Raw genomic sequence first — 23,424 nt, forward strand, 5'->3', positions numbered from 1 at the left:
ATGACTACCCGCGCCCACACTGTAACTATGTGGACTTTGGTCTCCCTGATCATCGGCTCCACCATCGGCTCCGGCATCTTCGCCCTGCCGCAAAACATCGGCTCGGTGGCCAGCCCCGGGGCGATGCTGATCGGCTGGGTGATCGCCGGCGTGGGCATGCTCTCTGTCGCGTTTGTGTTCCAGATTTTGGCGCGTCGCAAGCCGCACCTGGACTCCGGCGTGTACTCCTACGTGCGCGCGGGCCTGGGCGACTTCATCGGCTTTACCAGCGGGTTAGGGTACTGGCTGGGCTCCGTGATGGCGCAGGTGGGCTACGCCACCCTGTTCTTCTCCACCATCGGCTACTACGTGCCCGCGTTTAAAAACGACTGGGTGCTCGCCGGCGCGGTGACCGTCCTGACCTGGACGATCTTTGCCATGCTCACGCGCGGGGTGAAGCAGGCCGCGGTGATGAACGTGATCACCACGGTGGCCAAGCTGGTGCCGATTTTGTGCTTCGTGGTCCTCGTCGCCTTCCTCGGCTTTTCCTGGGACAAATTCACGTTGGACTTTTGGGGCGAAAGTTCTTCGATCCCGTTTTCCCAGCAGCTGCAGGGCATCATGCTGTACACGGTGTGGGTGTTCATCGGTATCGAGGGCGCCTCGGTGTACTCCAAGCAGGCGCGCACGCGCACGGACGTCGGCCGCGCCACCATCATCGGCTTCCTCTCCGTCCTCCTGCTGCTGGTCGCGGTGTCGACGCTGTCCTACGGCGTGCTCACCCAGCCGGAGCTGGCGGCGCTGCCGGAAAACTCGATGGGCGCGGTCCTCGAGGCGGTCGTCGGTCCGTGGGGCGGCGTGTTCATCTCCATCGGCCTGTGCCTGTCGGTGCTCGGCGCCTACGTGTCGTGGCAGATGCTGTGCGCGGAGCCGATTGTGCTCATGGCCAACGACGGCCTGCTGCCGAAGGCCCTGGGCAAAACGAACAACGAGGGCTCCCCGTTCCGCGCGCAGCTCATCTCCACGGTAGTGATCCAGCTCTTTGTCATCATCTTCTTTTCCAACGAGGCCTCCTACAACGCGATGGTGCAGCTGGCCACCATCATGTACCTGCTGCCCTACATCTTCTCCTCGCTGTACCTGATCCTGCTGGCCTCGCGCGGCAAGGGCCTGAGCCACCCGCACGCGGGCGAGCGTTTCGACGACTCCGGGCCGTCCACCACCCGCGCGGACGACCGCCGCAGCCTCATCATTGGCGTGGTCGGGTTCGTCTACTCGCTGTGGCTCGTCTACGCCGCGGACCCGGTCTACGTGCTGCTGGGCGCGCTCGCGGTCCTGCCGTGCATCGTGCCGTACGTGTGGACGCGCCTGCACAACAAGGAGCGCCTGTTCAATGCGTTCGAGTGGGTTGTCGTCGCCATCGTTGTCGTCGGCGCCGCGTTCGCGGTGCTCAGGCTTATCGACGGCACACTCACCCTCAGCTAACGCCAATCACCGGCCACAACACCTCGGTGATGCGCTTGGCCTGCAGCTTCGCGCTGCCCACGTTAAAAGTGGAGCGCAGAATCACGGCACCGACGACCATTGCGCCGACGACGCCCGGGTCGGCCTCGGGGCGCAGGGTGCCCTTCGTCTGGGCGTCCTCGATGTCCTCGATGAACCTGTCGTAGAACGCCTCTTCGAAGCGCTCGCGCCACGCGACCACGAGCGGGTCGGCAGAGGCGATGAGCGAGCCGAAGACGCGGGTGCCCACATTGTCCTCGATGAAGGAACCGAGCTCCGTGATGTACTCGCGGAACGCCTCCTTGGTCAGCGCGTCATCCTCGGAGTAGTAGTCCACGATGTTGGGGATGGAGATGGCGATGTTGTCCAGCGCGTCGACCAGCATCTCTTTGCGGTCCGCGTAGCGACGGTAGATGGTCGTTTTGGCCACACCGGAATCGGCGACGACCGCGTCGATGGAGGTTGCGCTAAACCCCTCGCGCTGCGCGATGCGGAGCACGGATGCGTAGATCCGCTCCTCGGTGGTGAGCTTCTTGGCGGAACCGTCTCCTTTTGCGTCACGATCAATGTGTGCCATACGTCAATATTCTGGCATATCCCTAGGAGCGTGTCAGCAGTTCCTGCCACCCGAGGCGCAGGCAGAGCACCACAACGAGCACCAAAAGCGCGATACGCACGAGTTTTGAACCGCCGCTCAATACGGTCCTTGCCCCCCAATTGGGCGCCCACCACGTTCGCCGCAGCAAGCACGAGCGCTAACTTCCACTCAACAAAGCCGCCCGCGATGAACACCACGAGTGCCCCGGTGTTCGTCGCGGTGTTGATCACCTTCGCCATCGCGGCGGACTGCAGGAACGACTGGGTGAACACGGCCGTGAACCCCATAATGAGGAACATGCCGGTGCCGGGGCCGCGATGGCCAGCCCGATGAGCGCGCGCCGCCGGGTGATCAGCCGGTTCCCCTCCGCCCCGAACTCGGGCTTCAGCGTGATGAAGACGCCCACGGCCAGCAGCAGGACGATGATTGCGGGGCGGATGACGGAGTCGCTGATCAGGGCGACCGCCAGGGCCCCGCCTGCCGACGCACACCCCGCCGCCACCGCGTACCCCCAGGTCACCCGTGGGACGCCAACCTTGCGCACCAGCGTCGCCGCGGCGGAGGCGGTGCCGGTCACCGCCGCGACCTTGTTGGTGGCCAGCACGCTCGCCGCCGACGACGGCGTCGATCCACCCGGCGGCCGCCGACGCCACCGCGAGCAGGAGAAGTGTGCCCATGGCAGTAAACGCTACTATGAGGTCCTATGCAGCGTTGGATGGTTGTGGCCCCGGCTTCGGTGTTGCTGGGCTGGGTGCTCTCCGCGCTTCACGTGCCCGCCGCCTGGATCCTCGGCGCCATCATCGCCTCCGGTGCCGCGGCGCTGATCACCGGCAGCGACCTGCCGCTGGACGACCGCGTGTTCCGGCTCGCCCGCGGCGCCGTCGGCGTGATGGCGGCGCTGCCGCTGGTGGGCATCCCGCCGAGGGAGCTGCTGCCGTTTCTCCTTCCCGGCATCGCCGCCGCCGCGTTCGTGATCGTGCTGGCGTTCGCCGGCGGCTTCGTGCTGGCTAACCACGGTGTGTCGCGGGAGACCGGTGTGCTGTCATTGCTGGCGGGTGGGGCGTCGTTAATGCCCGCGATTGCAAAGGACGTCGGGGCCGACGTGCGCTACGTGACCCTCACGCAGTACCTCCGCCTGCTCGTGGTCTCTATGACCCTGCCGCTGGTGGCGGGGCTGCTCAGCGCACCGCAGACGCACGCCCCGGAGGAAACGGACCCGTACTGGTGGATGTGGCTGCTCGTGCCGGCGATCGTGCTGGTGGGCCAGCCGCTGGGCAAGCTGTTGCGCCTGCCCAACTCAAGCGTGTTCGGCCCGATGCTGCTCACCGCGCTCCTCGGTTCGCTCACCCCGTTCCAGATCATCCCGCCGCAGCCGCTCATGGTCGGGGCGTTCCTCTGCCTCGGCTGGATGTGCGGCGGCGGGCTCTCCGTGCCGGCGCTGCGGCAGTTCAGCCGGCTGCTGCCGGCCACGCTCGCCTACATCGTGCTGCTCATGGCGGCGTGCGCGGCGTCCGGCTGGGTGATGTCTAAGTGGCTCGGGCTCTCGCTCTACGAGGGCTACCTGGCCACCACGCCCGGCGCGCTGGAGACTGCGCTCGCGCTGTCCGCGGAGGGCGGCGCGGGGCCGGCCGTGGTGTCGCTGCAGATCATCCGGCTGGTGTGCATCCTCATCGTCGCCGGCTACCTGCCCAACCTGCTGCGGAAGCTTTCGCGCTAGTGGTTGAGCACCTCGTGGGCGAGCATGTCCATGGGCATTGACCCAAGGCCGAGCGCCTTGGTGTGGAACTGGGCCGCCGTCATCCCCTGGGCCAGCGCGCGTTCGCGCAGCGTGCACCAGTCGCGGTAGCCGATCGCGTACGACGGCGCCTGCCCCGGCCACCCCATGTAGCGGTCCAGCTCGAACGAGATGCGCGTCTCCGGCATGGCGCAGTTGTCGCGCAGGAACGCCTTCGCGTACTGGGCATCCCAGGTGCCGCTGCCGTCCGGCGAGAGCTTCTTCAGGTGGACGCCGATGTCCACCATCACGCGGGCCAGGCGCAGGCGCCGCGAGTCCAGCAGCCCCATCAGGTAGCCGGGGTCCTCGAACCAGCCGAAGTTCTCCATGAGGTGCTCGGCGTAGAGCGCCCACCCCTCGCCGTGCGCGGAGTTGAAGCACACGGAGCGCCGCCACAGGTTGAGCTCGTTGCGGTTGAGCAGCGCAGCGCCGTGCTGCAGGTGGTGGCCGGGGATGCCCTCGTGGAACACGGTGGACAGCTCCTGCCAGGTGTGGAAGGTCTCCTGCCCCTCCGGCACGGACCACCACATGGTGCCGGGGCGCAGCATGTCGTCGCTCGGCGGGGTGTAGAAGACGCCACCGGACCCGGCCCGGTCGATCGCGGTGTTCACCCCGGGCATGTCCTCCGGGATGTCGAGCTCGCTGCCGGCGAAGCACTCGACGACCTCCGCGTTCACCTTGTCCAGCCACTCCAGCAGCGCGTCGGTGCCGCGCAGCGTGTACCGGTCATCCTCGTTGAGGCGCCGGTACGCCGCCGGCACGCTCGTCTCTGCGCCGTACAGCTGCCGCGCCAGGGCCTGTTGCTTATCGACGGTCACCCGCAACTCGTCTTCCGCCCACGCGTACGCCTCATCGAGGTCCACTTCGCGGCCCAAGAAGTACTCGGAGAACAGTTCGTAGCGGTCGCGGCCCACCCCGTCCTCGTGGTTGGCCTGCGGCGACAGCTCGGTGGAGAGCCAGTCCGCGAACTTGGCAAACGCCTCCTTGGCTTCCTCCACTACCTTCGACTCCGGCGGCAGGCCTAGGTAGTCCAGGGTTGAGCCAGACTCACCGAGCGTCTCGCACTGGTTGATCACCGCGTCGATCTGGCGGTGCGACGCCACGTTGCCGGTGTTCGCCGCCTCGGAGAGGGATTCGGTGTAGCCGCACAGCGCGTCGGGCACCTTGCTCAGGCGGGCCGCGACGTTGTCAAAGTCCTCCTCCGTCACCTTGGGCATGAGCAGGAAGGAGTCGCGGATCGTCTGGACGGGCGACTCGATGTTGTTCAGCCGACGCAGGAACTCGCCCTGGTGGTGCAGCTCCAGGTGGTAGGCCAGCCGGTCGCGCAGGATCGTGGCGGTGAGGCTGTCCACCTCGTCGAAGTCGTCCTCGTCGTCGGAGGCGTCGGTGGAGTCATTGAGCGCGTCGACGTCCGCGATGAGGTCACGGATGCGGTCCGCCGTCGCGTCCCAGTACTCGGGACTGAAGTCCTGGAGGTCGGCGTCGAAGCCTTCGAGCCCGATCTGCGTGCCCAGGGTGGGCGTGAGCTGGGCGTAGTCGTAGACGAAGTCCTCACACGTGGCGTCGAGAAGCGATGGCTCTCGGCCAGGCATCGCACCTGGCGCGTGCTCGGGTGTGGGCTCGGTCGGGAGAACTGACGTCATGATTGGGGATTCTAACCCACCTGCGAATTTTCCTGCCATCGGAAACCTTTTGAACCAAGCTGTCTGTCCTGCTCAGGATACACGTTTTCATATGGTGAGACGGCATTTTTCGGCCATTTTCAGGGCCATGACTGGACAAAGCAGTCTGCCAGTGAGTAAATATATTCACATGACTTGCACAACATTGCCGTTCACTCGCCCGACGACCCCCGCGGCGAAGTGTCTCCACCTCATTCGTCTGCAGGACCTCACGTCCCGCAGTGAACTCGTGCAAGCCACCGGGCTCTCCCAGCCGACCGTCACGCGCGCCATCGCCGCGCTCACGGAGGCCGGGCTGGTCAACGAGCGAACCGATCTCACCCGCTCCACCGGGCGCGGTCGGCCGACGATCCCCCTGGAGCTCGCCGAGCCCGACCCCATCTACGGCGGCATCGCCGTGGGCACCGACTTCACCTACGTCGCCGTCTTTGACCTGCGCGGTCGCACCCTGCGCTGCGTCGACCTCGAGCTGCCCGTCGCCAGCATGACGCCCGACGACGTCATCCAGCACCTCATGGCGGCACTCAACCGCCTCACCGCGGGCATGCAGCGGCGCCTCGCCGCCCTCGGCGTGACCACGTCGGGCACCGTGACGGAGGACGGCACCGTCATCGCCGTGAACCTGGGCTGGGACGGTGTGGACCTCGCCGGGCAGTTGCGGGAGCAGTTTTCTGTGCCGGTTGAGGTGACGTCGATTAGCGCTGCGATCATCGGCTCCGAGATGCAGTCGAACCTGGACCTTGGCGACGGGCCGATCATGGCGCTGTTCGCGGACGACTCGATCGGCTGCGCGGTGTCCACCGGCGACGGCGTGCAGCCGATCCGCGTGAAGCGGCACGAGCTGACCACACGCGGCCTGCTCGAGCGCATTCACAAGCCGGGGCTTGCCACGCTGCTCGACGCCGTCCAGGATTCCAGCCCCGACACCCGCACCGCGCTGGACGAGCGCGCCCGCGACCTAGGCAGCCTGGTGGCCAAGCTCAGCACCGAGCACGCGCCGTCCACGGTGGTCATCGCCGGGAGCGCGTTTATCGACGACCCCCACGCCCCCGCTCCTTTCGCCCGCACCGTGCGCGCCGAAATGGAGCAGGCGCCCGAGCTGCGCATGATCCCCACCCACGCCGAGGTGGTGCGCGACATCGCCCGCGCCGCCGCGCTAGACCTCGTGCTCCGCGAGCCCCTCACGGTAGCGGCGAGCTAGCTCCACGTAGCCCGCGGCGTGGCGCACCCGCTGCTCGCGCGTCTCCGGGTCAAGCTGCTTGCGCACCTTCGCCGGCACCCCGGCCGCAATGGAAAATGGCGGGACGACCTGCCCCTCCAGGACCACCGCCCCGCCGCCGACGATGCTGCCCTCGCCCACGCGCGCGCCGGAGAGCACCGTCGCGCTCATCCCGATCAGGCAGGCTGGCTCCACGGTGCAGCCGTGGACCATTGCCATGTGCCCGACCGTGACGTCCTCCCCGAGGACGGTCGTGCTTCCCGTCTCCACATGGATGACCGAGCCGTCCTGGACGTTGGAGCGCGCCCCGATCTCGATGGCGCCGACGTCGCCACGCAGCACCGCGCCCGGCCAGATATTGACGTCCTCGGCGATAGTGACGTCGCCGATGATGGTGGCCCCGGGGGCGATGTAGGCGCTGGGGTGGATGCGCGGGGTCTTCCCCTCGAACGAGTAAATACCGGACATTGGTGCTCCTCACTGTGTTGGGTGTGCCCTCCGAGCGTAGCCAAAACGCCCAGATAGACCGTCCTGTCTGTCTGTTGAGCGAATTAGTTTTTAGGTGACACGCTGCTACTCTGCGTTGAGTAAGTACAGACCTGTATAGATTCTTTCAACGCATTGGAGCGCGCATGTCTCTTCCAAAGTGGGCGACCGGATTTGGCGCCCAAGTGATTTACGGCCTGATTATCGGCCTCATCCTCGGCTTCATCGCCGCAGGTAGCGACGTCGAGTGGCTCTCCGGGCTGCTCGACTGGGTCGGCGGCACCTACGTCCAGCTGCTCAAGCTGCTCATCCCGCCGCTGGTGTTCACCGCCGTGGTGACCTCGATTGCCAACCTTCGCCAGGTCTCCAACGCGGCCCGCCTGGCCGTGCAAACGCTGGTGTGGTTCGCCATCACCGCGTTCTTCTCCGTCATCATCGGCATCGTCGTCGGCGCCGTGCTCAAGCCCGGCGCGAACTCCACCGTGGACGCGGCCGAGGCCGCCGAGCCGTCGACCACCGGTTCCTGGATGGGCTTCCTGGATTCCATCGTCCCGTCGAATTTCCTTGGTCTGACCGCCAAGGTCACCGAGTCGGGCGCGTCGGTGAACTTCAACGTGCTGCAGATCCTCGTGGTCTCCCTGCTCATCGGCGTCGCCGCCGTGAAGGCGGGCAAGTCCGCCGAGCCGTTTATCAAGTTCTCCGAGTCGCTGCTGAAGGTGGTTCAGGTCGTGCTGTGGTGGGTCATCCGCCTCGCTCCGATCGGCACTGCGGCCCTGATCGGCAACGCGGTCGCCACCTACGGCTGGGAGGCCCTGAGCAACCTGGGCCAGTTCGTCCTGGCCATCTACATCGGCCTCGCCCTGGTCATCTTCGTGCTCTACCCGATCGTGCTGGCCGCGAACAAGATCAACGTGGTCGAATTCTTCCAGCGCGTCTGGCCCGTCACCGCACTGGGCTTTGTCACCCGCTCCTCCATGGGCGTGATGCCGGTGAACCAGCGCACCGTCGAGCAGTCCATGGGCGTGCCCTCTGAGTACGCGTCCTTTGCCATGCCGCTGGGCGCGGCGACCAAGATGGACGGCTGCGCCTCCGTCTACCCCGCCATCGCCGCTCTGTTCGTCGCGCAGTTCTACGGCGTTGACCTGGGAATGATGGACTACCTGCTCATCGTCATCGTCTCCGTGCTGGGTTCCGCGGCCACCGCCGGCACCACCGGCGCGACCGTCATGCTGACGCTCACCCTTTCCACCCTCGGCCTGCCGCTGGCGGGCGTCGGCCTGCTGCTGGCCATCGAGCCGATCATCGACATGGGCCGCACCGCCGTCAACGTCACCGGCCAGGCCGTCGTGGCCGCCGTGGTGTCCACGCGCGAGAAGATCCTGGACAAGGACGTCTGGGACGCGGGCAAGGAGGCCGCGCCCGCAGCGGCGTAGCCCCTACTTCGGCAGCGCGTCCGGCAGGTACTGCTTCACAAAGGAGTAGATGCCGGCCAGGACGCCGATGATGGCGAAAATGATGCCGATGATTTTCTCGGTTTCGGTACCACCACCGAGCGACACAGTGCCCTGCCCCCTGCTCGGAGTGCTCTTCTTCGGCAGCGGAACCGCCTTCGTCGACGGCGTCTCGCCGTTGTTCGCCGGGCGCGCCAGCGCCTCGGTGCGCGCGCCCTCGGGGAACGCGGTCACGCCGGAGGCCTTGCCCGCGGCCTCCCACGCGCTGGCGGTGCCCTCGGCCGTCCGCACCGACGCCACGCCGAACCACGTGCGGTCCGGGTTGATCAAGTTGTAGAGGTGGCCGTTGGCGTTGTTGAACTGGCCATTCGAGTCGTACAGGGCGTCCAGCTCGTCGTAGCCCCAACCGTGCATGGCTTTCGCCATGTCTTCTTCACCGGAAAGGTTCTCGCCGAACGGCTGCTCGCCCTGAATCGTCGCGGTCCACAGCGAACCGCACTCATTGCTGCACGTCTCGTTGTACGGGCGATCATGGTCGATTCCGCCGGCCTCCTCCACCGCGCGCTGCAGGGCGATGAGCGCGTAGCCGTGGTCGATCCTCACGTCGTTGACGTACGCCTCCTTCGTCCTCAGCCCGGTCACCTTTGCCGCGTACTGCAGGGTCTCGCCCTTGAACGGCACGTTGCGGTCCCACATGTCGGCGCGCAGCTCGCGCACCTTCTGCAGGGCGATCTCGTTGTCGCGGGTGAGGTCAAACTTTGCCTCAAAAGTGACGACCTGATCGGCGGGCTGGTTCAGCTCCACGCCGGTGACCGGAGCGGGGTCGGCGGAAGCGGCGGGCGCGACAACGAGGGCAGTCGCGGCGCATGCTGCGATTGCGAGGGAACGAAAACGCATGTCAGGGGCCTTTCAGCAAGTTTTCGGGCAAAAGTTACCCCTTCACCCTACAACTCCTAGAGATCCAGCTCGTCCAGAATTGCGTCCATCGCGTCGGCGACCCCGGTGCGCCACAGCGTCGTGGCCTTCGGGTCGGCGCGCCCCGGCCCGCCGTTGACCACCGCGACGGGCTTTCCCTGTTTGCGGGCGTCCAGGACGAATCGGTACCCGCTCATCACAGCCAGCGACGTGCCCAGCGCCAGGACCGAAGCGGACTCGTCCAGCCACGCCCGAGCTGCTTGTCTGCGCCCCGTCGGCACATTTTCACCGAAGTACACCACGTCCGGCTTCAGCCGTTGGCCGCCGCACGCGGGGCAGGCGATCATGTGGAACCGCTCCACGTCGCTGGCGCGCAGCTCCACGTCGCCGTCCGGGTTGATCATGTTGCCGGTGACTTCCACGGAATTGAAAAAGTTGGGGTTGGCGTGGGTGAGCATGGCGTCGATAAGCGAACGAGCGTGGCGCGCCCCGCAGTCCAGGCACACGACGTGCTCCATATCCCCGTGCAGCGCGATGACGTCGTGGGAGCCGGCGGCGAGGTGGAGGCCGTCGACATTCTGGGTGACAATACCGGTGAGCAGCCCGGCGCGCTCGAGCTCGACCAGGGCGAAGTGGGTGCGGTTGGGCGCGGCGGCGCGCATGAACTGCATACCCACGAAGGCGCGCGCCCAGTAGCGGTGGACCTGGGCGGGCGAGTGCGCGAACTCCTGGTACGTCATCGGGCGGCCCTTGGTCAGGCGGCCGCCGGCGCTGCGGTAATCGGGGATGCCGGAGTCGGTGGACACGCCCGCGCCGGTGATGACCAGGACGTTGCCGCGGCGCAGCTGCGCGACGACGCGCTCGAGCGCGAGGTCCGGGTCGGTGGGCGCGGTGGTTTCGTGGACGACTCGCTCGATGGAGCGCACGGCGCTGCGGTGCGCCATCTGCACGGCCGGATCGTCGAAGGAGCTCAACGGAATGGGAGCTCTCCGATCGTGCGGCGCAGCTTGCGGGTGCGCAGGCGCTGCGGGTTCTTGGCCAGCTTCTCCATCGCGCGCACCGCGCACATCACGTGCGCCTCCTTGGAGTTGGAATAGAAGGTCTGGGCGGCCGCGGGCAGCTTCGGCACCGCGTGCAGCGGCAGGTCGGAGACCGCGAGCAGCGCACCGTAGGGCACGCGGTAGCGGTAGCCGTTGGCCGCGATGGTGCAGGACTCCATGTCCACGGCCGCCGCGGTGGAGCCGCGCAGCCACTCCCACAGATCGCGCGGCGCCTTCCATTCCCAGTTGCGGTCGCTGGTGGAAAGGACGGTGCCGGTGCGCATGAGCGAGGTGTCGTCGCCGTAGATCTTCGCCACCGCCTTCTCCAGGGTGCGCTGGATCTCCGGAACGGCGGGGATGGGCGAGTCGGGACGGATGTGCTCGTCAAGCACGTTGTCCTTGCGCTCGTAGGCGTTGCCCAGGATGAGGTCGCCGATGCGCATGCGCGCGTCCATGCCGGCGCAGTGGCCGATCATGATCCACGCTTCGGGGCGCAGCACCGCCAGCGAGTCCGTTATTGTTTTTGCGTTCGACGGGCCGACGCCGATGTTGATCATGGTGATGCCGTCGCCGTCCTCGGTGACCAGGTCGTAGCGCGGCATCTGGAACTTCGAGCCCAGCTCCAGGTTCTCCACCGCCACCGTGTCGGAGATGGTCTCGCCGCTGGGCAGCACGAGGCGCGTGTAGCGCGAGCCCTCGCGCGCCAGCTCCGCGACGCCGAAGCGCACAAACTCGGTGACGTGCATGGCGTAGTTGGTAAACAGGATGAATTTCTGCAGCGACTCCACCTGGATGCCTGTGTAGTGCTCCAGCCGGGCCAGCGCGAGGTCGAAGCGCTGCGGACCGAAGTGGAAGAGGGGCTTCTCTTCGCCGTGGAAGGCGTCCCAGTGGCCGTCGATAATTGCGTCGTGCACCTCGTCGAGGGCGGGGCGAGGCACGAACACTGCGTTCTCCGTGTTCGCGGGGCGCGGGCCGGTGCCGCGGATGTACTCGGGCGGGATGCGGGTCTCCGAGTAGCCGACGCGGATCTCGCACTCGTAGTTGGCGGTCAGCGCCTCGAGCTGCGAGCGCAGGTACGGCGCCATGAGGTCGGGCCGCGACAGCACCGCCGAGTAGGTGCCGGCCTCGTCGACGTAGCCGAAGGGCTCGGAGCGGTCCACTGGCACCCATTGCCCGATCTCCACGGAGAGCTTGGGGTAGTACACGTCCTTGTAGCGCGCGTAGTCGCCGCTGGTGAGCGCGTCTCGCGCGAGCTCACACGATGCGGTGTAGAGCTCAATGAGCTTCTCGACGGCCACGTGCGCACTCTCGACTCTGTCCATAGCGCCTAGACTACTGGCTTATGGGATTTTCAGACGTGGTCCGCTGGGCGGAGCACCGCATCAACAACGCGGACGTGAAAACGAAGGCCCGCCGGGGCTGGGCGCCACAGGTCACGGGTTTTACCGGCTACGGCAACTCCGAGCGTGCCCGCGTGCTTGGGCGCGTGCTCATGGCGGACCCGGAGCGGGAACCGAAAACGGAGGTGGAGCGCGGCTACCGCCAGTTCTTCACCACCCAGGTGCCCGACATTGAGGTCACCGTCACGCTGGGCGCGCAGACCGTCACGGCGCAGACGAACGGCAACGGCTACCTCGAGGTCCTCATCCTGGACCACGGGCTGGAGCCCGGCTGGCACACCGCCACGGTGCGCACACCGCTGAGCGCGGAGCCGAGCGAAGCGCAGGTGCAGATCATTTCGGACGACGTCACCCACGGCCTGATCTCCGATGTAGATGACACGATCATGGTGACCATGCTGCCGCGCGCCATGCTCGCCGCCTGGAACTCGTGGGTGAAAAAGACGAACACCCGCCAGCCGATCGCGGGCATGGACGACTTCTACAGCGCGGTCCTCGGCCCCGACGAGCCCACCTTCTACGTCTCCACGGGCGCCTGGAACACCTACGACACGCTCACCGACTTCATCGCGCGCGAGAAGCTGCCGCGCGGCCCGCTGCTGCTCACGGACTGGGGCCCCACCCCGACTGGTCTGTTCCGCAGCGGCAAGGAGCACAAGCGGGTGGCGCTGCGTAACCTCATCGTGGACTTCCCCAACATCCGCTGGACGCTGGTGGGCGACGACGGCCAGCACGACCCGATGCTCTACTCCGACCTGGTGCAGGAGCACCCCGACCGCGTGCGGCTCGTGGCCATCCGCGAGCTCAGCCGCTCCGAGCACATGCTGGCCCACGGCACCACCACCACGATCTCGCAGCCGGGCAACTACCGCACCATTAAGTCGATCCACGGCCACACCGGCTTTGACTTGCTCGAGGAATACCGGCACCTGTGAGCCGCAAACCGTTCGCCCTCGCCTTCGCCGGCGTCGTGATCCTGCTGGTCGCGGCGTCGTTCGTGCGCATCGCGCACACCCCCGCCGAGCCCGACTCGGACGCGCTCTCGCGCCGACTCACCGAGGTGGACGACACCGTCGGCGTCGACCCCGACTGGCTCGAGGCGGAGGTGGAAAGGATCGAGGCGGACACGGACACGAGCATTGGCATCGTGCTTATCGACGACGATGACGCCGCCGTCACCGCAGGCGACGTCACCAGCCTCGCGGCGTGGTCCACGATCAAGGTGCCGGTCGCAATGGCCGCCACGGAACACTGCGACGCGAGCGAGGACGTGCTGAACACCCTCATCACCTCCACGATCGAGGTCTCCGACAACGGGTCGGCGGACCAGCTCTGGATGTGCCTGGCGGCCGCGGGCGGCGCGAAGAAGCTGGTCGCCGACGAGCTGGCCAAGGCGGGCGCGACGGCCACGCTCGAGGAGGCCTGGGGCACGAGCGAGTGGTCGCTGAACTCCCAGGCCCGCTACGCCCACTACCTGGCGGAACTTTCCGACCGGAAGCCCGACAACGCGGTCCTGGACAAGATGGTGCACGTGGATAAGTCGCAGTCCTGGGGCCTCGGCGCCCTGGGCATCCCGTTCAAGGGCGGTTGGAGCGACGACACCGACGGCTCCTGGCAGTCTCGGCAGCTGGGCTTCGGGCAGTTCGCCGACAAGCGCTACGGCATCTCCATGGCCGCGATCAGCGAGGACGGCTCCTTCGAGGACACCACCGACGCGCTGGACGAGCTCGCCGAGGCACTCGCCAGCGTTAGCCCCGCTTCCGAGTAAGCAGCTGCCCCATCAGGTCGTGCACCCGGTCGACGCGTTCGGCGGTCACGCCGACGGCGATCTCATCGCGGTACGCGGTGACGAAGAGGTGCTGGGTGCCCGCCACGATGAACATCGCTGCATCATCGATGACCTCGTCGGTGGCCTGGATGCCGCCGCGCTCCAGCGACTTCCACAGGTTCGCACGGATCGGCGGGAACATGAGCTCGCAGATCGTCTGGTTGAGCTTGCCGTGCACGGGCGAGTCGATGAGGTGACGGATCATGCACTCGTGCGGCTCGAGCATCTCGGCGAGCTTGTGCACCTGCGTGGCGTAGTCCGTGTCGCCGTCGAAGTTGTAGGCAAAGTCGCGGTACGCCGGCCCGAGGACCGCCTCGCCCGCGGCGATGACCACGCTGTCGCGGTCCTGGAAGTGCTCGTAGAACACCTGGCGGCTCACCTGCGCCGCCTTCACGATGCCGGAGACAGACAGGTCTTCCACCTTGTGGTCAACCAGCAACGCGATGGTGGCGGAGATCAACGCCTCGCGGGTGCGTACCGCGCGGGGGTCGGAGCTCGATTCACGACGTGCCATAACAATTCATCTTCCTTCGGAGCTAGCTGCCCACGATCGACGCGCGCAAGAGTCCAAGCACGCTATTGGCGTGCTTCGCCGCGTCTTCTGCCGAATCCGCCTCGCGCACCGAGGCAACCAGGAGGCGGAAGGCGCCGGCGCGGAGGAAGTCCTCCACGCCTTCCAGCAGGCTCGGCTCGAGCTCGCCCTGGCGCTCCAGGATCGCGTCCACCACTCCGCGCAGCATCGGCTGCTCCGGGGTAGTAAAGAGCTTGAGGGTGTAGGTGAGCGCCGGGCCGCCGACGACGTTGAGCAGCAGGTCGCGCTCCTTGTACATGCCGGCCACGAGACCCTCGATGGCCTGTTCCGGGTCGCCGGTGCGCTCGTAGGTCTTCACGTATTCCTGAAGCAGCGGCCGAAACGTGCGCTCCATGAGCGCGCCGACGACGGCGTCGCGGCCGTCGAAGTGCTCGTAGAACACCTGCCGGCTCATGCCCGCCAGGCCCACGATCGCGGACACCGTGATGTCCTCGGTCTTCTTTTCGCGCTGAAGCGTCTCCGTCGCGTCCAGGAAGGCGTTGCGCGTACGAATCGCCCTCGGGTCCATGCTGCCTTCTCTACGGGCCACCGCTTCCACCTCTTCCCGGGTCTCTGCTCGCCTCGCCCTCAGGATCACTCAGGTTCTGATTTAAATTCTCAGCTTTCCTGATTTCTTCAGTGAGGCCAGGTCTCGCGTTATTCTTAAATATTGCGCCGTACCGTGCGGTTCAGCGCTGCTCAATATCGTTCAGTCTTCACATTAGACCGCAACAGATGTAAATTACCGCATCCGCCAAATTTAAGAAAGTTGATTTGTATGACTTTAGCGGACACTACCATTACGCTGCTCAAAGAACTCGTCCAAATTTCTTGCGTGAACGATCTCACCCCCGATTCCGGGCAGGAATCCAAGGCCGCAGACGTCCTCGAGCGCTTCTTCGCGGACGCGCCGAACGTGCGCGTCGAGCGCTTCGAGCCCCACCCAGGCCGCACCTCCATCGCGTTTACCATCGAGGGCTCGGACCCCTCCGCCGAGCCGCTCACCCTCCTCGGCCACACCGACGTGGTCCCGGTCGACGAGGCGAAGTGGACCAAGGACCCGTTCGGGGCGCAGATTATCGACGGCCACCTGTACGGCCGCGGCGCCACCGACATGCTCTACATCACCGCCGCGATGGCGGCCACCGTGCGCGACGTGGCCCTGTCCGGCACCCAGCCCACCGGCACCCTCACCTTCGTGGGCTGCGCCGACGAGGAGGCCCGCGGCGGCCTGGGCGTGGGCTGGCTGGCGGAGCACGCACCGGACGCGTTCTCCTGGAAGAACTGCCTGTCCGAGGAAGGCGGCTCCCACCTGCCGGTGCAGGACGGGTCGGATGCGGTGGTCGTCGTTATTGGCGAAAAGGGCGCGGCGCAGCGACGCCTCACCGTGCACGGCGACGCCGGGCACGGCTCCACGCCGCACGGGCGCGAACTGACCATTGCCAAGATTGGCAAGGTGGCCGAGCGCATCGCCGCCCTGACGCCCGAGGTCAGCTCCGAGGAGCCGTGGCCCGGCTACGTGCGCGCCTGGAAGTTCGACCCCGAGACCGAGCAGGCGCTGCTGCGCGGCGAGGGCTACGAGGCGTTCGGCGAGCTGCAGCGCTACTCGCACGCGATGAGCCACCTCACCGTGGCGCCGACGGTCCTGCGCGCGGGCGGCGCGATCAACGTCCTGCCGTCCGAGGCCTCGATCGAGCTGGACATCCGCCAGCTGCCGGGCCAGAGCCAAGAAGACATCGACGACCTGCTGCGCGAGGCGCTCGGTGACCTGGCCAACGAGGTGGAGATCACCCACCTCATCACCGAGGACGCCACCGTCTCCCCCACCGAGGGCCCGCTTTACGACGCCATCGTGGACACCTTCGCCGAGTTCTTCCCCGAAGCGGCCGTGGTCCCCACGCTCGCCGCGGGCGGCTCCGACCTGCGCTTTGCCCGCCGCAAGGGCGGCGTGGGCTACGGCTTTGCCATGCACAAGCGCGAGAACACGCTGGGTAAGGTGCTCGACCTCCTGCACAGCCACGACGAGTACGTCGACCTGACCGACGTGGAGCTCACGACGCGGGCCTACCGCAGCCTGATCCGCCGCATGGTGAACGCGTAATTTGCGCGCTCCCCTTTCACATGCGTCACATCCGTGACATACTGGCGGTCATGAAACTCCGCTCCCTTGCCATGACCGCCGCCGTCGCGGGCACGCTCGCCGCGGCCCCGGCCGCCGCCCACGCCGACGCGATTGACGACGCCCTTGCCAAGCTCCCCGCCGGCGAAATCTCTTGCGCCCAGGCCGAGAAGTACTGGACCAACGACGCCGACTACAACGCCAAGGTCCGCCAGGCCCAGACCATCGCCCGCTTTGACAGCCGCGGCCCGCAGATCCTCGACGCCCTCGCCCGCGTAGAGAACGCGGCGAACCGCTGCGGCCTCAAGGGCACCAACGGCGGCACCAGCAACGCTGCGCCGGCGCAACCCGCACAGCCGGCCCAGCCGGCACAGCCCGCGCCGGCCACGCAGCCCGCCCAGCCCGCACCGGCCGCGCAGCAGAACCCCCAGAACGTGATCGTGCTCGCCCCGCAGGGCGCGCCGACCATCGACGTGCCGGTGGCCAACGTCGCGACCGTGCGACTGCCGGACCTGGGCGCGATCGTCCAGCAGCTGCTCGCGCAGTACGCGCAGGGTTCCTCCCTGCCGCGCTAACTCCCCCACTCGTAGAGGACCTCGGCGCCTGCGCGGATGCGCACGCCCGGCGCGGGCTCGAGCCACGCGTCGGTCTGGATCTCCTCGCCGTTTTCGCCACGACTCCGCACGGAGATCGTGGCGTTTTCCTTGTCCAGCACCTCCACGTCGGCGTGGGTGAGCCACTGGTTGCGGCGGCGCACGCCGATCAGCTTCTTGTGTTCCTCGAAGACCCACTGGCCCAGCTCGGAGAGTTCTGCCGGGGAGGCTGGGAGGGGTGGGCGGATGGCGTCGTCAGCCGCGAAGCCCTCGCCGCGCACCCCCTCGAAGCCCTGCTCGTCGCCGTAGTAGATGCTGGGCATGCCGGGCAGGCTCATGAGCAGGGCGAGCGCGACGATCTCCCCGTCCTGGCCCACCTTGGAGGCGATGCGGTCGACGTCGTGGTTGCCAATGAAGATGTTGGGAAGCGTCCGCTTAGCAATGTCGCGGTGGCGGCCCAGCGCGTGGTCGAGCTCCCAGAAGTTGGTGTCTGAGATGGAGGACCAGAGCGCCTTCCACAGCTCGTACTGCGTGACGGAGTCGAGCGTGCCCGCCTCGGCGATCTCGGCGTAGTCGCCGTGGATGACCTCGCCGAGGATGCACACGTCGGGGAACTCCTCGCGTACCCGCCCAAGCACTGTGCGCCAGAACTCGGCGGGCACGGAGTAGGCAACGTCGAGGCGCCAGCCTTGGATGCCGCGGCGCAGCCAGTGCAGCATGATGTCAGTCACCGCGTCCTGGACCCTGGGGTCGTCATGGTGCAGGGTGGCCAGCTCCTCGTGGCCCTCCCAGTCGGTGCCGCCGGCGAGGCCCTCGGCCACCCACGGGTGGGTGCGCGCGACGTGGTTGAACACGCCATCGAGCATGACCTGGATGCCGCGCTCGTGGCACGCGGCGACGAAGTGGTCGAAGTCGGCGTCGTCGCCAAGCCTGGCGTCGATGCGGTAGTGGTCGAGCGTGTCGTAGCCGTGCGCGACGGACTCGAAGATGGGGCCGAGGAGGATGCCGTTGCAGCCGAGCTCGATGAGGTAGTCCAGCCACGCCTCGAGGCGGGGAAGGCGGTGCGCGGCGTCCTTCGCGTCGCGGATGGGGGCACCCGTCGCGCCGAGGGGGTAGACGTGCCACCAGATGGCGTCTACGAGCTGCTGTTTCACGGTATTTCCCTTTCGTCAGCGGACAACGTTCAGAATTATATTGATATTCAATGCATGTAAAACTTGTGCGTGTGTACGATGTAGCGCATGACAGAACGCCACACGACGCACGCGCCACAGCGGCGCCTGAGCGTGGAGGAGCGGCGCCAGGAAATTCTCGACGCTGCCACGGAGATCTTCTCCACCACGCCCTACAGCGAGGTCCCCACCCAGCGTATCGCCGATCACTGCGGCGTGTCCCAAGGCTTGGTGTTCCACTACTTCGACTCCAAGGCCGGCCTGTACACCGCCTTCCTCGAGCGCACGGCCATCAACCTGCACAACGCCCAGATCGCCGCAGCTGAGGGGCTCGAGTCCTCCGACACCGAGGAAATCGTGCGCCGCGGGCTGGACATCTACCTCAACTACATCGAGACGCACCCGTTCGTGTGGTCCACCGGCAAGCGCGGCGGCGAGGAGCCGATCGAGGCGATCCACCTGCGCATCGAGCGCCACGACACCACCGTGCAGGCGCTGTGCGACTTCCTCGGCCGCAGCGACGACCGCGCGCGCATCGCCGTTTCGGGGCTCATCGGCTTTATCGACGCCATCGCGCTGGACTGGGTCGACGACGGCTGCCCCGCCGAGCAGCGCGAACTGCTCATCAGCACCGCCTCCGCCGCCTTCCTCGCGGCGCTCTAGCGCGCTACCGCTCGCCGCGGTGCCGGATCAGCGGCTCGAGCCGCTCCTGGATGCGCTCCCGCCACGCCTCCACGGCCTCCTTGTAGCCCTCGCCGTGCGGGTGCATGCCGCGGTGGGTGAACGTGACCTGGGTCTCGCCGTCCTCCTGCTCGCTGTCGCTGAGCTCGAAGATGAGCGAGGTGTCGTCCCAGTCGCGGTCCTCCTTGTCCTTGCCCGTGGTCTCGGTGTGCCAGACCAGGCGGTCGCCCACCTCGGACTCCTCGACGCGGAATTCCGCGTACTGGTCGTCGGTGTCGAAGTGGAACTCGCCGCCCTGCTCGGAGGCCGAGCCCTCGATGTGGTCGACGTGCTCGTCCCACCACTCCTGCGGGGCGGAGATCGCCCGGAAGACCTCGGTGCGCGACCCCGGCACGGTAAAGGTGGTGGAGAAGTCCTTGATCGCGGGGACCTTCGTGCCGTCGGAAAACTCGTAGTCCGGCATCGCGCCGTCGGGGTCGTAGATACGCACGTCCAGGCCGGTGTCGCGCAGGTGGCGCATGCCCTCCTTGATCAGCAGGCGCCCGGCCTTGTTAAAGCTGGTCACGTTGGACACGTCGAGCACCAGCGTGCCGCCCACGATGCGCTCGCTGGCCAGGTCGTGCAGGATGTTCTCCGCAGCGGTGAAGTTGATCATGCCCTGCAGCTCCACCACGGTGCAGTCCTCGCGCCGCTCCACCGACCGAATGCCCGGCGCGGCGTAGAAGTCCGCGCCCATCAGGTTCAGCCCAAGCGAGGCGGACATCTCGCGGAAGATCCGCACCCCGCGCACCGAGTTGCCCTGCTCGTTGAGCCGCGGGCTTAACGACGCCAACCCCAACTGCCCCGGCATCGTCCCGATCAACCCGCCGGCGACGCCGGATTTCGCCGGGATGCCCACGTTGACCATCCACTGCCCCGACCCGTCGTACATGCCGGCCGACGTCATCACCGCCTGCGTGATCCGGCACGAGCCGGCGGACAGGACGCGCTCGCCAGTAATCGGCTGCACGCCGCCGTTGGCCAGTGTCGCCGCCATGGTGGCCAGGTCGCGCACCGTGACCAGCACCGAGCACTGCTGCGTGTACGAGTCGATCGCGTCGTGCGCCTGGTCCTGCACCATGCCGAACTCCCGCAGCAGGTGCGCAATGGCCAGGTTGCGGTGGGCGGTGCCGAGTTCGGACTGGACCAGCGACTCGTCGATACGCAGCTCCCTGCCCGCGAGCCGGGAGAAGTACGCGCGGATCTTCTCCACCCGCTCCTCCACCGAGGATTCGGCGCCGTTAATCATTTGATTCACCGCGATCGCGCCCGCGTTGATCATCGGATTCGCCGGGCGGTGCGTGTCCTCCTCCAGCGAAATCGCGTTGAACGCCTCGCCCGACGGCTCCACGCCCACGTACTTGTGCACCTCCGCCGCGCCGAGCTCCTCCAGCGCGAGCGCGTACACGAACGGCTTGGAGATCGACTGGATGGTGAACTCGTACTCGTCATCCCCCACCGAATACAGGTTTCCCGAGGTCGTGCACAGCGCCACGCCCAGCTTGTCGGGGTCCGCGGCAGCCAGCTCGTCGATGTAGTCGGCGACCTCGCCGCTGTCGTCGTCGCGGACGAGGTCGAGGATGCGGTCAAGGTAGGCAGGCACTGGCGTCGGCATGCGCGCCAGTCTAGAGCCTTTCGCTTATCGACGCTCCCCCATTTCCTTTTTGTCTAGTTTCCTTTACATCGTGGCGTGTTTGGTTTATATTTTGCCGTAGGCGCTTACGAGACACGAAAGGAGCGCTGATGCCAGACACACACGAAAACATGGTCCGCAAATGGCGGCGGTGGCAGGAACTCTCCCAAGCCGACCTCGCCGCGCAGGTGGGAGTGTCCCGCCAGACCATCGCCAACATTGAAAAAGGCAACTACTCCCCCTCCGTCCACCTCGCACTCGACATCGCACACACCCTCGGCAAAACCGTCGAAGCCCTCTTCGGCGACGACCAGGAAGGATAACTCCCCATGTTGAAGCAGTACGGCGACAAGAAAGTCGCCCTGGCCAACCAAGGCACCGACGACGAATACCAGCAGCAGATCCTCCACCAGTCCAGCACCGTGACCTCGGAGACGCTCAAGTACACGACCACATTCATCATGGCGATCCTCGCGTGGGTCCTGCCCGACGGCGCCGCCATCTACTCGCTGCTGGCCTTGCTGCCCGTCACGCTCGCGCAAACCGCCGGCGCGCTGTGGATGCAGAACTACGCCCCGCGGCCCCGCCCGCCCAAGATGTTCACCCTTTCCACCCTGCCCATCTGGATCCTCTTCGCGATCGCCCTCGCCGGCATCGCCTTCACCGACTTCGACGGCGACCGCAGCGGCACCATCGGCATGGTCATCGGCGCGCTCATCGGCGGCGGCGCGGCGGCCATCTTCGCCCCGCGCCTCCAGCGCCGCAAGCGCCGCGACGACGAGGAGCGCCTCGCCACGGACCTCGAGGACTAGTTTTGACGGGTACAGTCGGTGTTAATTGTTCAACGGCACGAAAGGACACCGCATGTACCTGCAGGAAAAGCCGGACCCGAAGCTCAACCACCTCAGCGAGGAGCACGCCGAGATCATCAAGGCCACGCTCCCGCCGGTGGGTGAGAACATCGAGACCATCACGAAGACGTTCTACAACAAGATGTTCACCGCGCACCCGGAGCTCATCGCCAACACCTTCAACCGCGGCAACCAGAAGCAGGGCGCGCAGCAGAAGGCGCTCGCGGCCTCGGTCGCGACCTTCGCCACCCAGCTCGTGGACCCGAACGCGCCGGACCCGGTCATGATGCTGGACCGCATCGCCCACAAGCACGTCTCGCTGGGCATCCGCAAGGACCAGTACCAGATCGTGCACGACAACCTCATGGCCGCGATCGCGGAGGTGCTCGGCGACGCCGTGACCCCCGAGGTCGCCGAGGCGTGGGACGCCGTCTACTGGCTCATGGCCGACGTGCTGATCAAGCACGAGGCGAAGCTCTATGAATCCGACGGCGTGACCGACGGCGACGTCTTCCGCCGCGCCGAGGTCACGGCCAAGGAGCAGCTCACCGACTCCGTCTACGCCTACACGCTCAGCGGCGACTTCACCGCGCCGCGCCCCGGCCAGTACACCTCCGTGGGCGTCACGCTTGACGACGGCGCCCGCCAGCTCCGCCAGTACTCCATCATCGAGGGCGACGAGCACTCCTACCGCATCGCCGTGGAGACCGACGGCGAGGTCTCGACCTTCCTGCGCGACCACGTGGCCATCGGCGACACCGTCGACGCCACCCTCGCCGCCGGCGACCTGGTCCTCCAGGACAGCGACAACCCGGTCGTGCTCATCTCCAGCGGCATCGGCTCCACCCCGATGGTGGGCATCCTGGGCCACCTCTCACGCACCCACTCGGACCGCAAGGTGACCTACCTCCACGCCGACAACTCCGAAGATTCCTGGGCGCAGCAGGCCGAGACCCGCGCCCTCGCGGAAGCGCTTGCCGACGCCAACGTCACCGCCACCTTCCGCAGCCAGGACCAGCGCATCAACGTCGCCGAGGCCGACCTCGCCGGCGCGGACGTCTACCTCTGCGGCGGCGCGAACTTCCTTCAGGGCATCCGCGACGACATCGCGGCGCTGCCCGCCGACAAGGCGCCCGCCAACGTCTACTTCGAGCTGTTCAGCCCGAACGACTGGCTGATCAACTAGCTACTCCACCTCGGTGATGCGGGCCCCGCACTCGTGGGGCCGGTCGAACGGCAGAAGCTCCACCTGCATGCGGCCCGCCTTGCCGTCCACGTAGCCGGCGTGCAGCGCGCACACCGCCGGGCTCGGCGCCCTGCCGGGGTCGGTGACAAACGGGCACGCCTTGAGGGAGAGCTCGCGTGAGGTGTCGGTGGCGGCATCGTCGCGAAGCGCTGGGTCGAACCCCATATCCCGCAGGATCCGGGCGACCTTCTCGGTCGCCTCGTCCAGATCCCGCGGCGTGCCGCCGTGCCTCGACGACGCCTCCTTCGCCCACTGCCGCCCCACCTCGCGCGCTCGCTCCAGGTCGTCGCCGGCGATCGCGGTGGCCAGCATGTCAACCAGCTCGACGTACTCGCTGGTCACGTCCGCGTTCCGCGCCACGCGCGCGGTAAAGATGTGCGACGGCCGCCCCCGCCCGGTCGTACGCGCCTGCCTGCGCACCACGAGCCCGTGGGCGATGAGCTCGTCAAGGTGCCCGCGGACCGTGTTGATGTGCATGCCCAGTTCCTTCGCCAGCTCCGTCACCTGCGCGCCCTGCGGGAACTGCTGCAGCGCGCCGAAGACCTCGCGCTGCTTCGCGCTCAGCTCCGCGGCCGCGGTGGTGAGATCGGAAGTGGGGCGCGGCGTCCGGTGTCGGTCCATGCTTCGCACCTTTCTGCCGGCCG

General features: G+C 67.1%; 23 protein-coding genes and 1 pseudogene. 12 read left to right on the forward strand and 12 right to left on the reverse strand.

All coding sequences use genetic code 11. The features are described from left to right. A complete protein-coding gene (locus FPP74_RS07010; RefSeq protein WP_095535863.1) occupies positions 1–1,464 on the forward strand; it encodes a basic amino acid/polyamine antiporter in 1,464 nt (487 codons plus the stop codon). On the opposite strand, the gene FPP74_RS07015 is transcribed toward FPP74_RS07010, so the two are convergent. Continuing rightward, complete coding sequence (locus FPP74_RS07015) at positions 1,457–2,059, reverse strand: TetR/AcrR family transcriptional regulator (protein ID WP_095535862.1); 603 nt, start codon at positions 2,057–2,059, stop codon at positions 1,457–1,459. The genes FPP74_RS07010 and FPP74_RS07015 overlap by 8 nt on opposite strands. Positions 2,060–2,081: 22 nt before the next feature. Next, positions 2,082–2,757 (reverse strand): annotated as a pseudogene (locus FPP74_RS07020) (TSUP family transporter). A 26-nt stretch (positions 2,758–2,783) separates the two neighbouring features. Between FPP74_RS07020 and FPP74_RS07025 the strand changes: the two are divergent. Then, positions 2,784–3,797, forward strand: a complete 1,014-nt coding sequence (locus FPP74_RS07025) for an AbrB family transcriptional regulator (protein WP_144717678.1) — start codon at positions 2,784–2,786, stop codon at positions 3,795–3,797. Here FPP74_RS07025 and FPP74_RS07030 read toward each other — a convergent pair. Beyond that, positions 3,794–5,497 carry a DUF885 domain-containing protein gene (locus tag FPP74_RS07030; protein ID WP_255456093.1) on the reverse strand — a complete coding sequence of 568 codons (1,704 nt, stop codon included), beginning with the start codon at positions 5,495–5,497 and terminating at the stop codon, positions 3,794–3,796. The genes FPP74_RS07025 and FPP74_RS07030 overlap by 4 nt on opposite strands. 169 nt (positions 5,498–5,666) lie before the next feature. Here FPP74_RS07030 and FPP74_RS07035 point away from each other — a divergent pair, with 169 nt between their 5' ends. Beyond that, positions 5,667–6,737 (forward strand): ROK family transcriptional regulator, encoded by a 1,071-nt coding sequence (locus tag FPP74_RS07035; RefSeq protein WP_095535858.1) that lies wholly within the window; start codon positions 5,667–5,669, stop codon positions 6,735–6,737. Here the strand turns inward: FPP74_RS07035 and FPP74_RS07040 are convergent. Next, entirely contained in the window at positions 6,693–7,223 is a 531-nt protein-coding gene (locus FPP74_RS07040) for a gamma carbonic anhydrase family protein (protein WP_144717682.1), read from the reverse strand. The genes FPP74_RS07035 and FPP74_RS07040 overlap by 45 nt on opposite strands. 164 nt (positions 7,224–7,387) lie before the next feature. Here FPP74_RS07040 and FPP74_RS07045 point away from each other — a divergent pair, with 164 nt between their 5' ends. Then, the gene (locus FPP74_RS07045; protein ID WP_144717684.1) at positions 7,388–8,674 is read left to right on the forward strand and encodes a dicarboxylate/amino acid:cation symporter; all 1,287 of its coding nucleotides are present in this window, start codon (positions 7,388–7,390) and stop codon (positions 8,672–8,674) included. A gap of 3 nt (positions 8,675–8,677) precedes the next feature. Here the strand turns inward: FPP74_RS07045 and FPP74_RS07050 are convergent, their stop codons facing one another. From FPP74_RS07050 to amn, 3 genes are read right to left on the reverse strand one after another with little or no spacing between them, the layout of a single operon-like run. Further along, positions 8,678–9,589 (reverse strand): CAP domain-containing protein, encoded by a 912-nt coding sequence (locus tag FPP74_RS07050; RefSeq protein ID WP_144717686.1) that lies wholly within the window; start codon positions 9,587–9,589, stop codon positions 8,678–8,680. A 56-nt stretch (positions 9,590–9,645) separates the two neighbouring features. Next, a complete protein-coding gene (locus FPP74_RS07055) occupies positions 9,646–10,551 on the reverse strand; it encodes a Sir2 family NAD-dependent protein deacetylase (RefSeq protein WP_144717741.1) in 906 nt (301 codons plus the stop codon). Between the two features lie 26 nt (positions 10,552–10,577). After that, positions 10,578–11,969 carry an AMP nucleosidase gene (amn, locus tag FPP74_RS07060; protein ID WP_122086043.1) on the reverse strand — a complete coding sequence of 464 codons (1,392 nt, stop codon included), beginning with the start codon at positions 11,967–11,969 and terminating at the stop codon, positions 10,578–10,580. Between the two features lie 20 nt (positions 11,970–11,989). Between amn and FPP74_RS07065 the strand changes: the two genes are divergently transcribed. Further along, positions 11,990–12,982, forward strand: a complete 993-nt coding sequence (locus FPP74_RS07065) for an App1 family protein (RefSeq protein WP_144717688.1) — start codon at positions 11,990–11,992, stop codon at positions 12,980–12,982. Continuing rightward, positions 12,979–13,815 carry a hypothetical protein gene (locus FPP74_RS07070; RefSeq protein WP_144717690.1) on the forward strand — a complete coding sequence of 279 codons (837 nt, stop codon included), beginning with the start codon at positions 12,979–12,981 and terminating at the stop codon, positions 13,813–13,815. The genes FPP74_RS07065 and FPP74_RS07070 overlap by 4 nt, the downstream gene beginning before the upstream one ends. Here the strand turns inward: FPP74_RS07070 and FPP74_RS07075 are convergent. Together FPP74_RS07075 and FPP74_RS07080 are read right to left on the reverse strand one after the other, a co-directional pair. Beyond that, complete coding sequence (locus FPP74_RS07075) at positions 13,796–14,389, reverse strand: TetR/AcrR family transcriptional regulator (protein WP_095546911.1); 594 nt, start codon at positions 14,387–14,389, stop codon at positions 13,796–13,798. The genes FPP74_RS07070 and FPP74_RS07075 overlap by 20 nt on opposite strands. Before the next feature lie 22 nt (positions 14,390–14,411). Further along, positions 14,412–14,975: a TetR/AcrR family transcriptional regulator gene (locus FPP74_RS07080; protein ID WP_095554148.1), complete on the reverse strand. Its 564-nt coding sequence runs from the start codon at positions 14,973–14,975 to the stop codon at positions 14,412–14,414. A gap of 249 nt (positions 14,976–15,224) precedes the next feature. On the opposite strand from FPP74_RS07080, the gene FPP74_RS07085 reads away from it, so the two are divergent. Both FPP74_RS07085 and FPP74_RS07090 read left to right on the forward strand, forming a co-directional pair. Beyond that, positions 15,225–16,547 (forward strand): M20/M25/M40 family metallo-hydrolase, encoded by a 1,323-nt coding sequence (locus tag FPP74_RS07085; RefSeq protein WP_144717693.1) that lies wholly within the window; start codon positions 15,225–15,227, stop codon positions 16,545–16,547. A 50-nt stretch (positions 16,548–16,597) separates the two neighbouring features. Continuing rightward, on the forward strand, positions 16,598–17,140 hold the full coding sequence (locus FPP74_RS07090) for a hypothetical protein (RefSeq protein ID WP_095538042.1): 543 nt from the start codon (positions 16,598–16,600) through the stop codon (positions 17,138–17,140). Here the strand turns inward: FPP74_RS07090 and FPP74_RS07095 are convergent. Next, positions 17,137–18,312: an alpha-amylase family protein gene (locus FPP74_RS07095; RefSeq protein WP_095554478.1), complete on the reverse strand. Its 1,176-nt coding sequence runs from the start codon at positions 18,310–18,312 to the stop codon at positions 17,137–17,139. The two genes, FPP74_RS07090 and FPP74_RS07095, sit on opposite strands and share 4 nt — an antisense overlap. A gap of 87 nt (positions 18,313–18,399) precedes the next feature. Here FPP74_RS07095 and FPP74_RS07100 point away from each other — a divergent pair, with 87 nt between their 5' ends. After that, entirely contained in the window at positions 18,400–18,993 is a 594-nt protein-coding gene (locus tag FPP74_RS07100) for a TetR/AcrR family transcriptional regulator (protein WP_095554151.1), read from the forward strand. A gap of 4 nt (positions 18,994–18,997) precedes the next feature. Here the strand turns inward: FPP74_RS07100 and FPP74_RS07105 are convergent, their stop codons facing one another. Next, positions 18,998–20,665: a glutaminase gene (locus FPP74_RS07105; RefSeq protein WP_144717695.1), complete on the reverse strand. Its 1,668-nt coding sequence runs from the start codon at positions 20,663–20,665 to the stop codon at positions 18,998–19,000. A gap of 128 nt (positions 20,666–20,793) precedes the next feature. On the opposite strand from FPP74_RS07105, the gene FPP74_RS07110 reads away from it, so the two are divergent. Genes FPP74_RS07110 through FPP74_RS07120 form a run of 3 tightly spaced genes read left to right on the forward strand, consistent with a single transcriptional unit; the run spans position 20,794 to position 22,720 of the window. Then, entirely contained in the window at positions 20,794–21,006 is a 213-nt protein-coding gene (locus tag FPP74_RS07110) for a helix-turn-helix transcriptional regulator (protein ID WP_095535845.1), read from the forward strand. A 6-nt stretch (positions 21,007–21,012) separates the two neighbouring features. Further along, a complete protein-coding gene (locus tag FPP74_RS07115; protein WP_095548064.1) occupies positions 21,013–21,495 on the forward strand; it encodes a hypothetical protein in 483 nt (160 codons plus the stop codon). Positions 21,496–21,547: 52 nt separating this feature from the next. Then, a complete protein-coding gene (locus tag FPP74_RS07120; RefSeq protein ID WP_144717697.1) occupies positions 21,548–22,720 on the forward strand; it encodes a globin domain-containing protein in 1,173 nt (390 codons plus the stop codon). Here the strand turns inward: FPP74_RS07120 and FPP74_RS07125 are convergent, their stop codons facing one another. Then, positions 22,721–23,401, reverse strand: coding sequence for a metalloregulator ArsR/SmtB family transcription factor (locus tag FPP74_RS07125; protein WP_095535842.1), 681 nt, complete (start codon positions 23,399–23,401; stop codon positions 22,721–22,723). It lies immediately after the preceding gene. Positions 23,402–23,424: the final 23 nt, after the last annotated feature.

It is taken from the genome of Corynebacterium sp. NML180780 (assembly GCF_007786415.1).
GTDB classification, from domain to species: Bacteria; Actinomycetota; Actinomycetes; order Mycobacteriales; family Mycobacteriaceae; genus Corynebacterium; species Corynebacterium gottingense.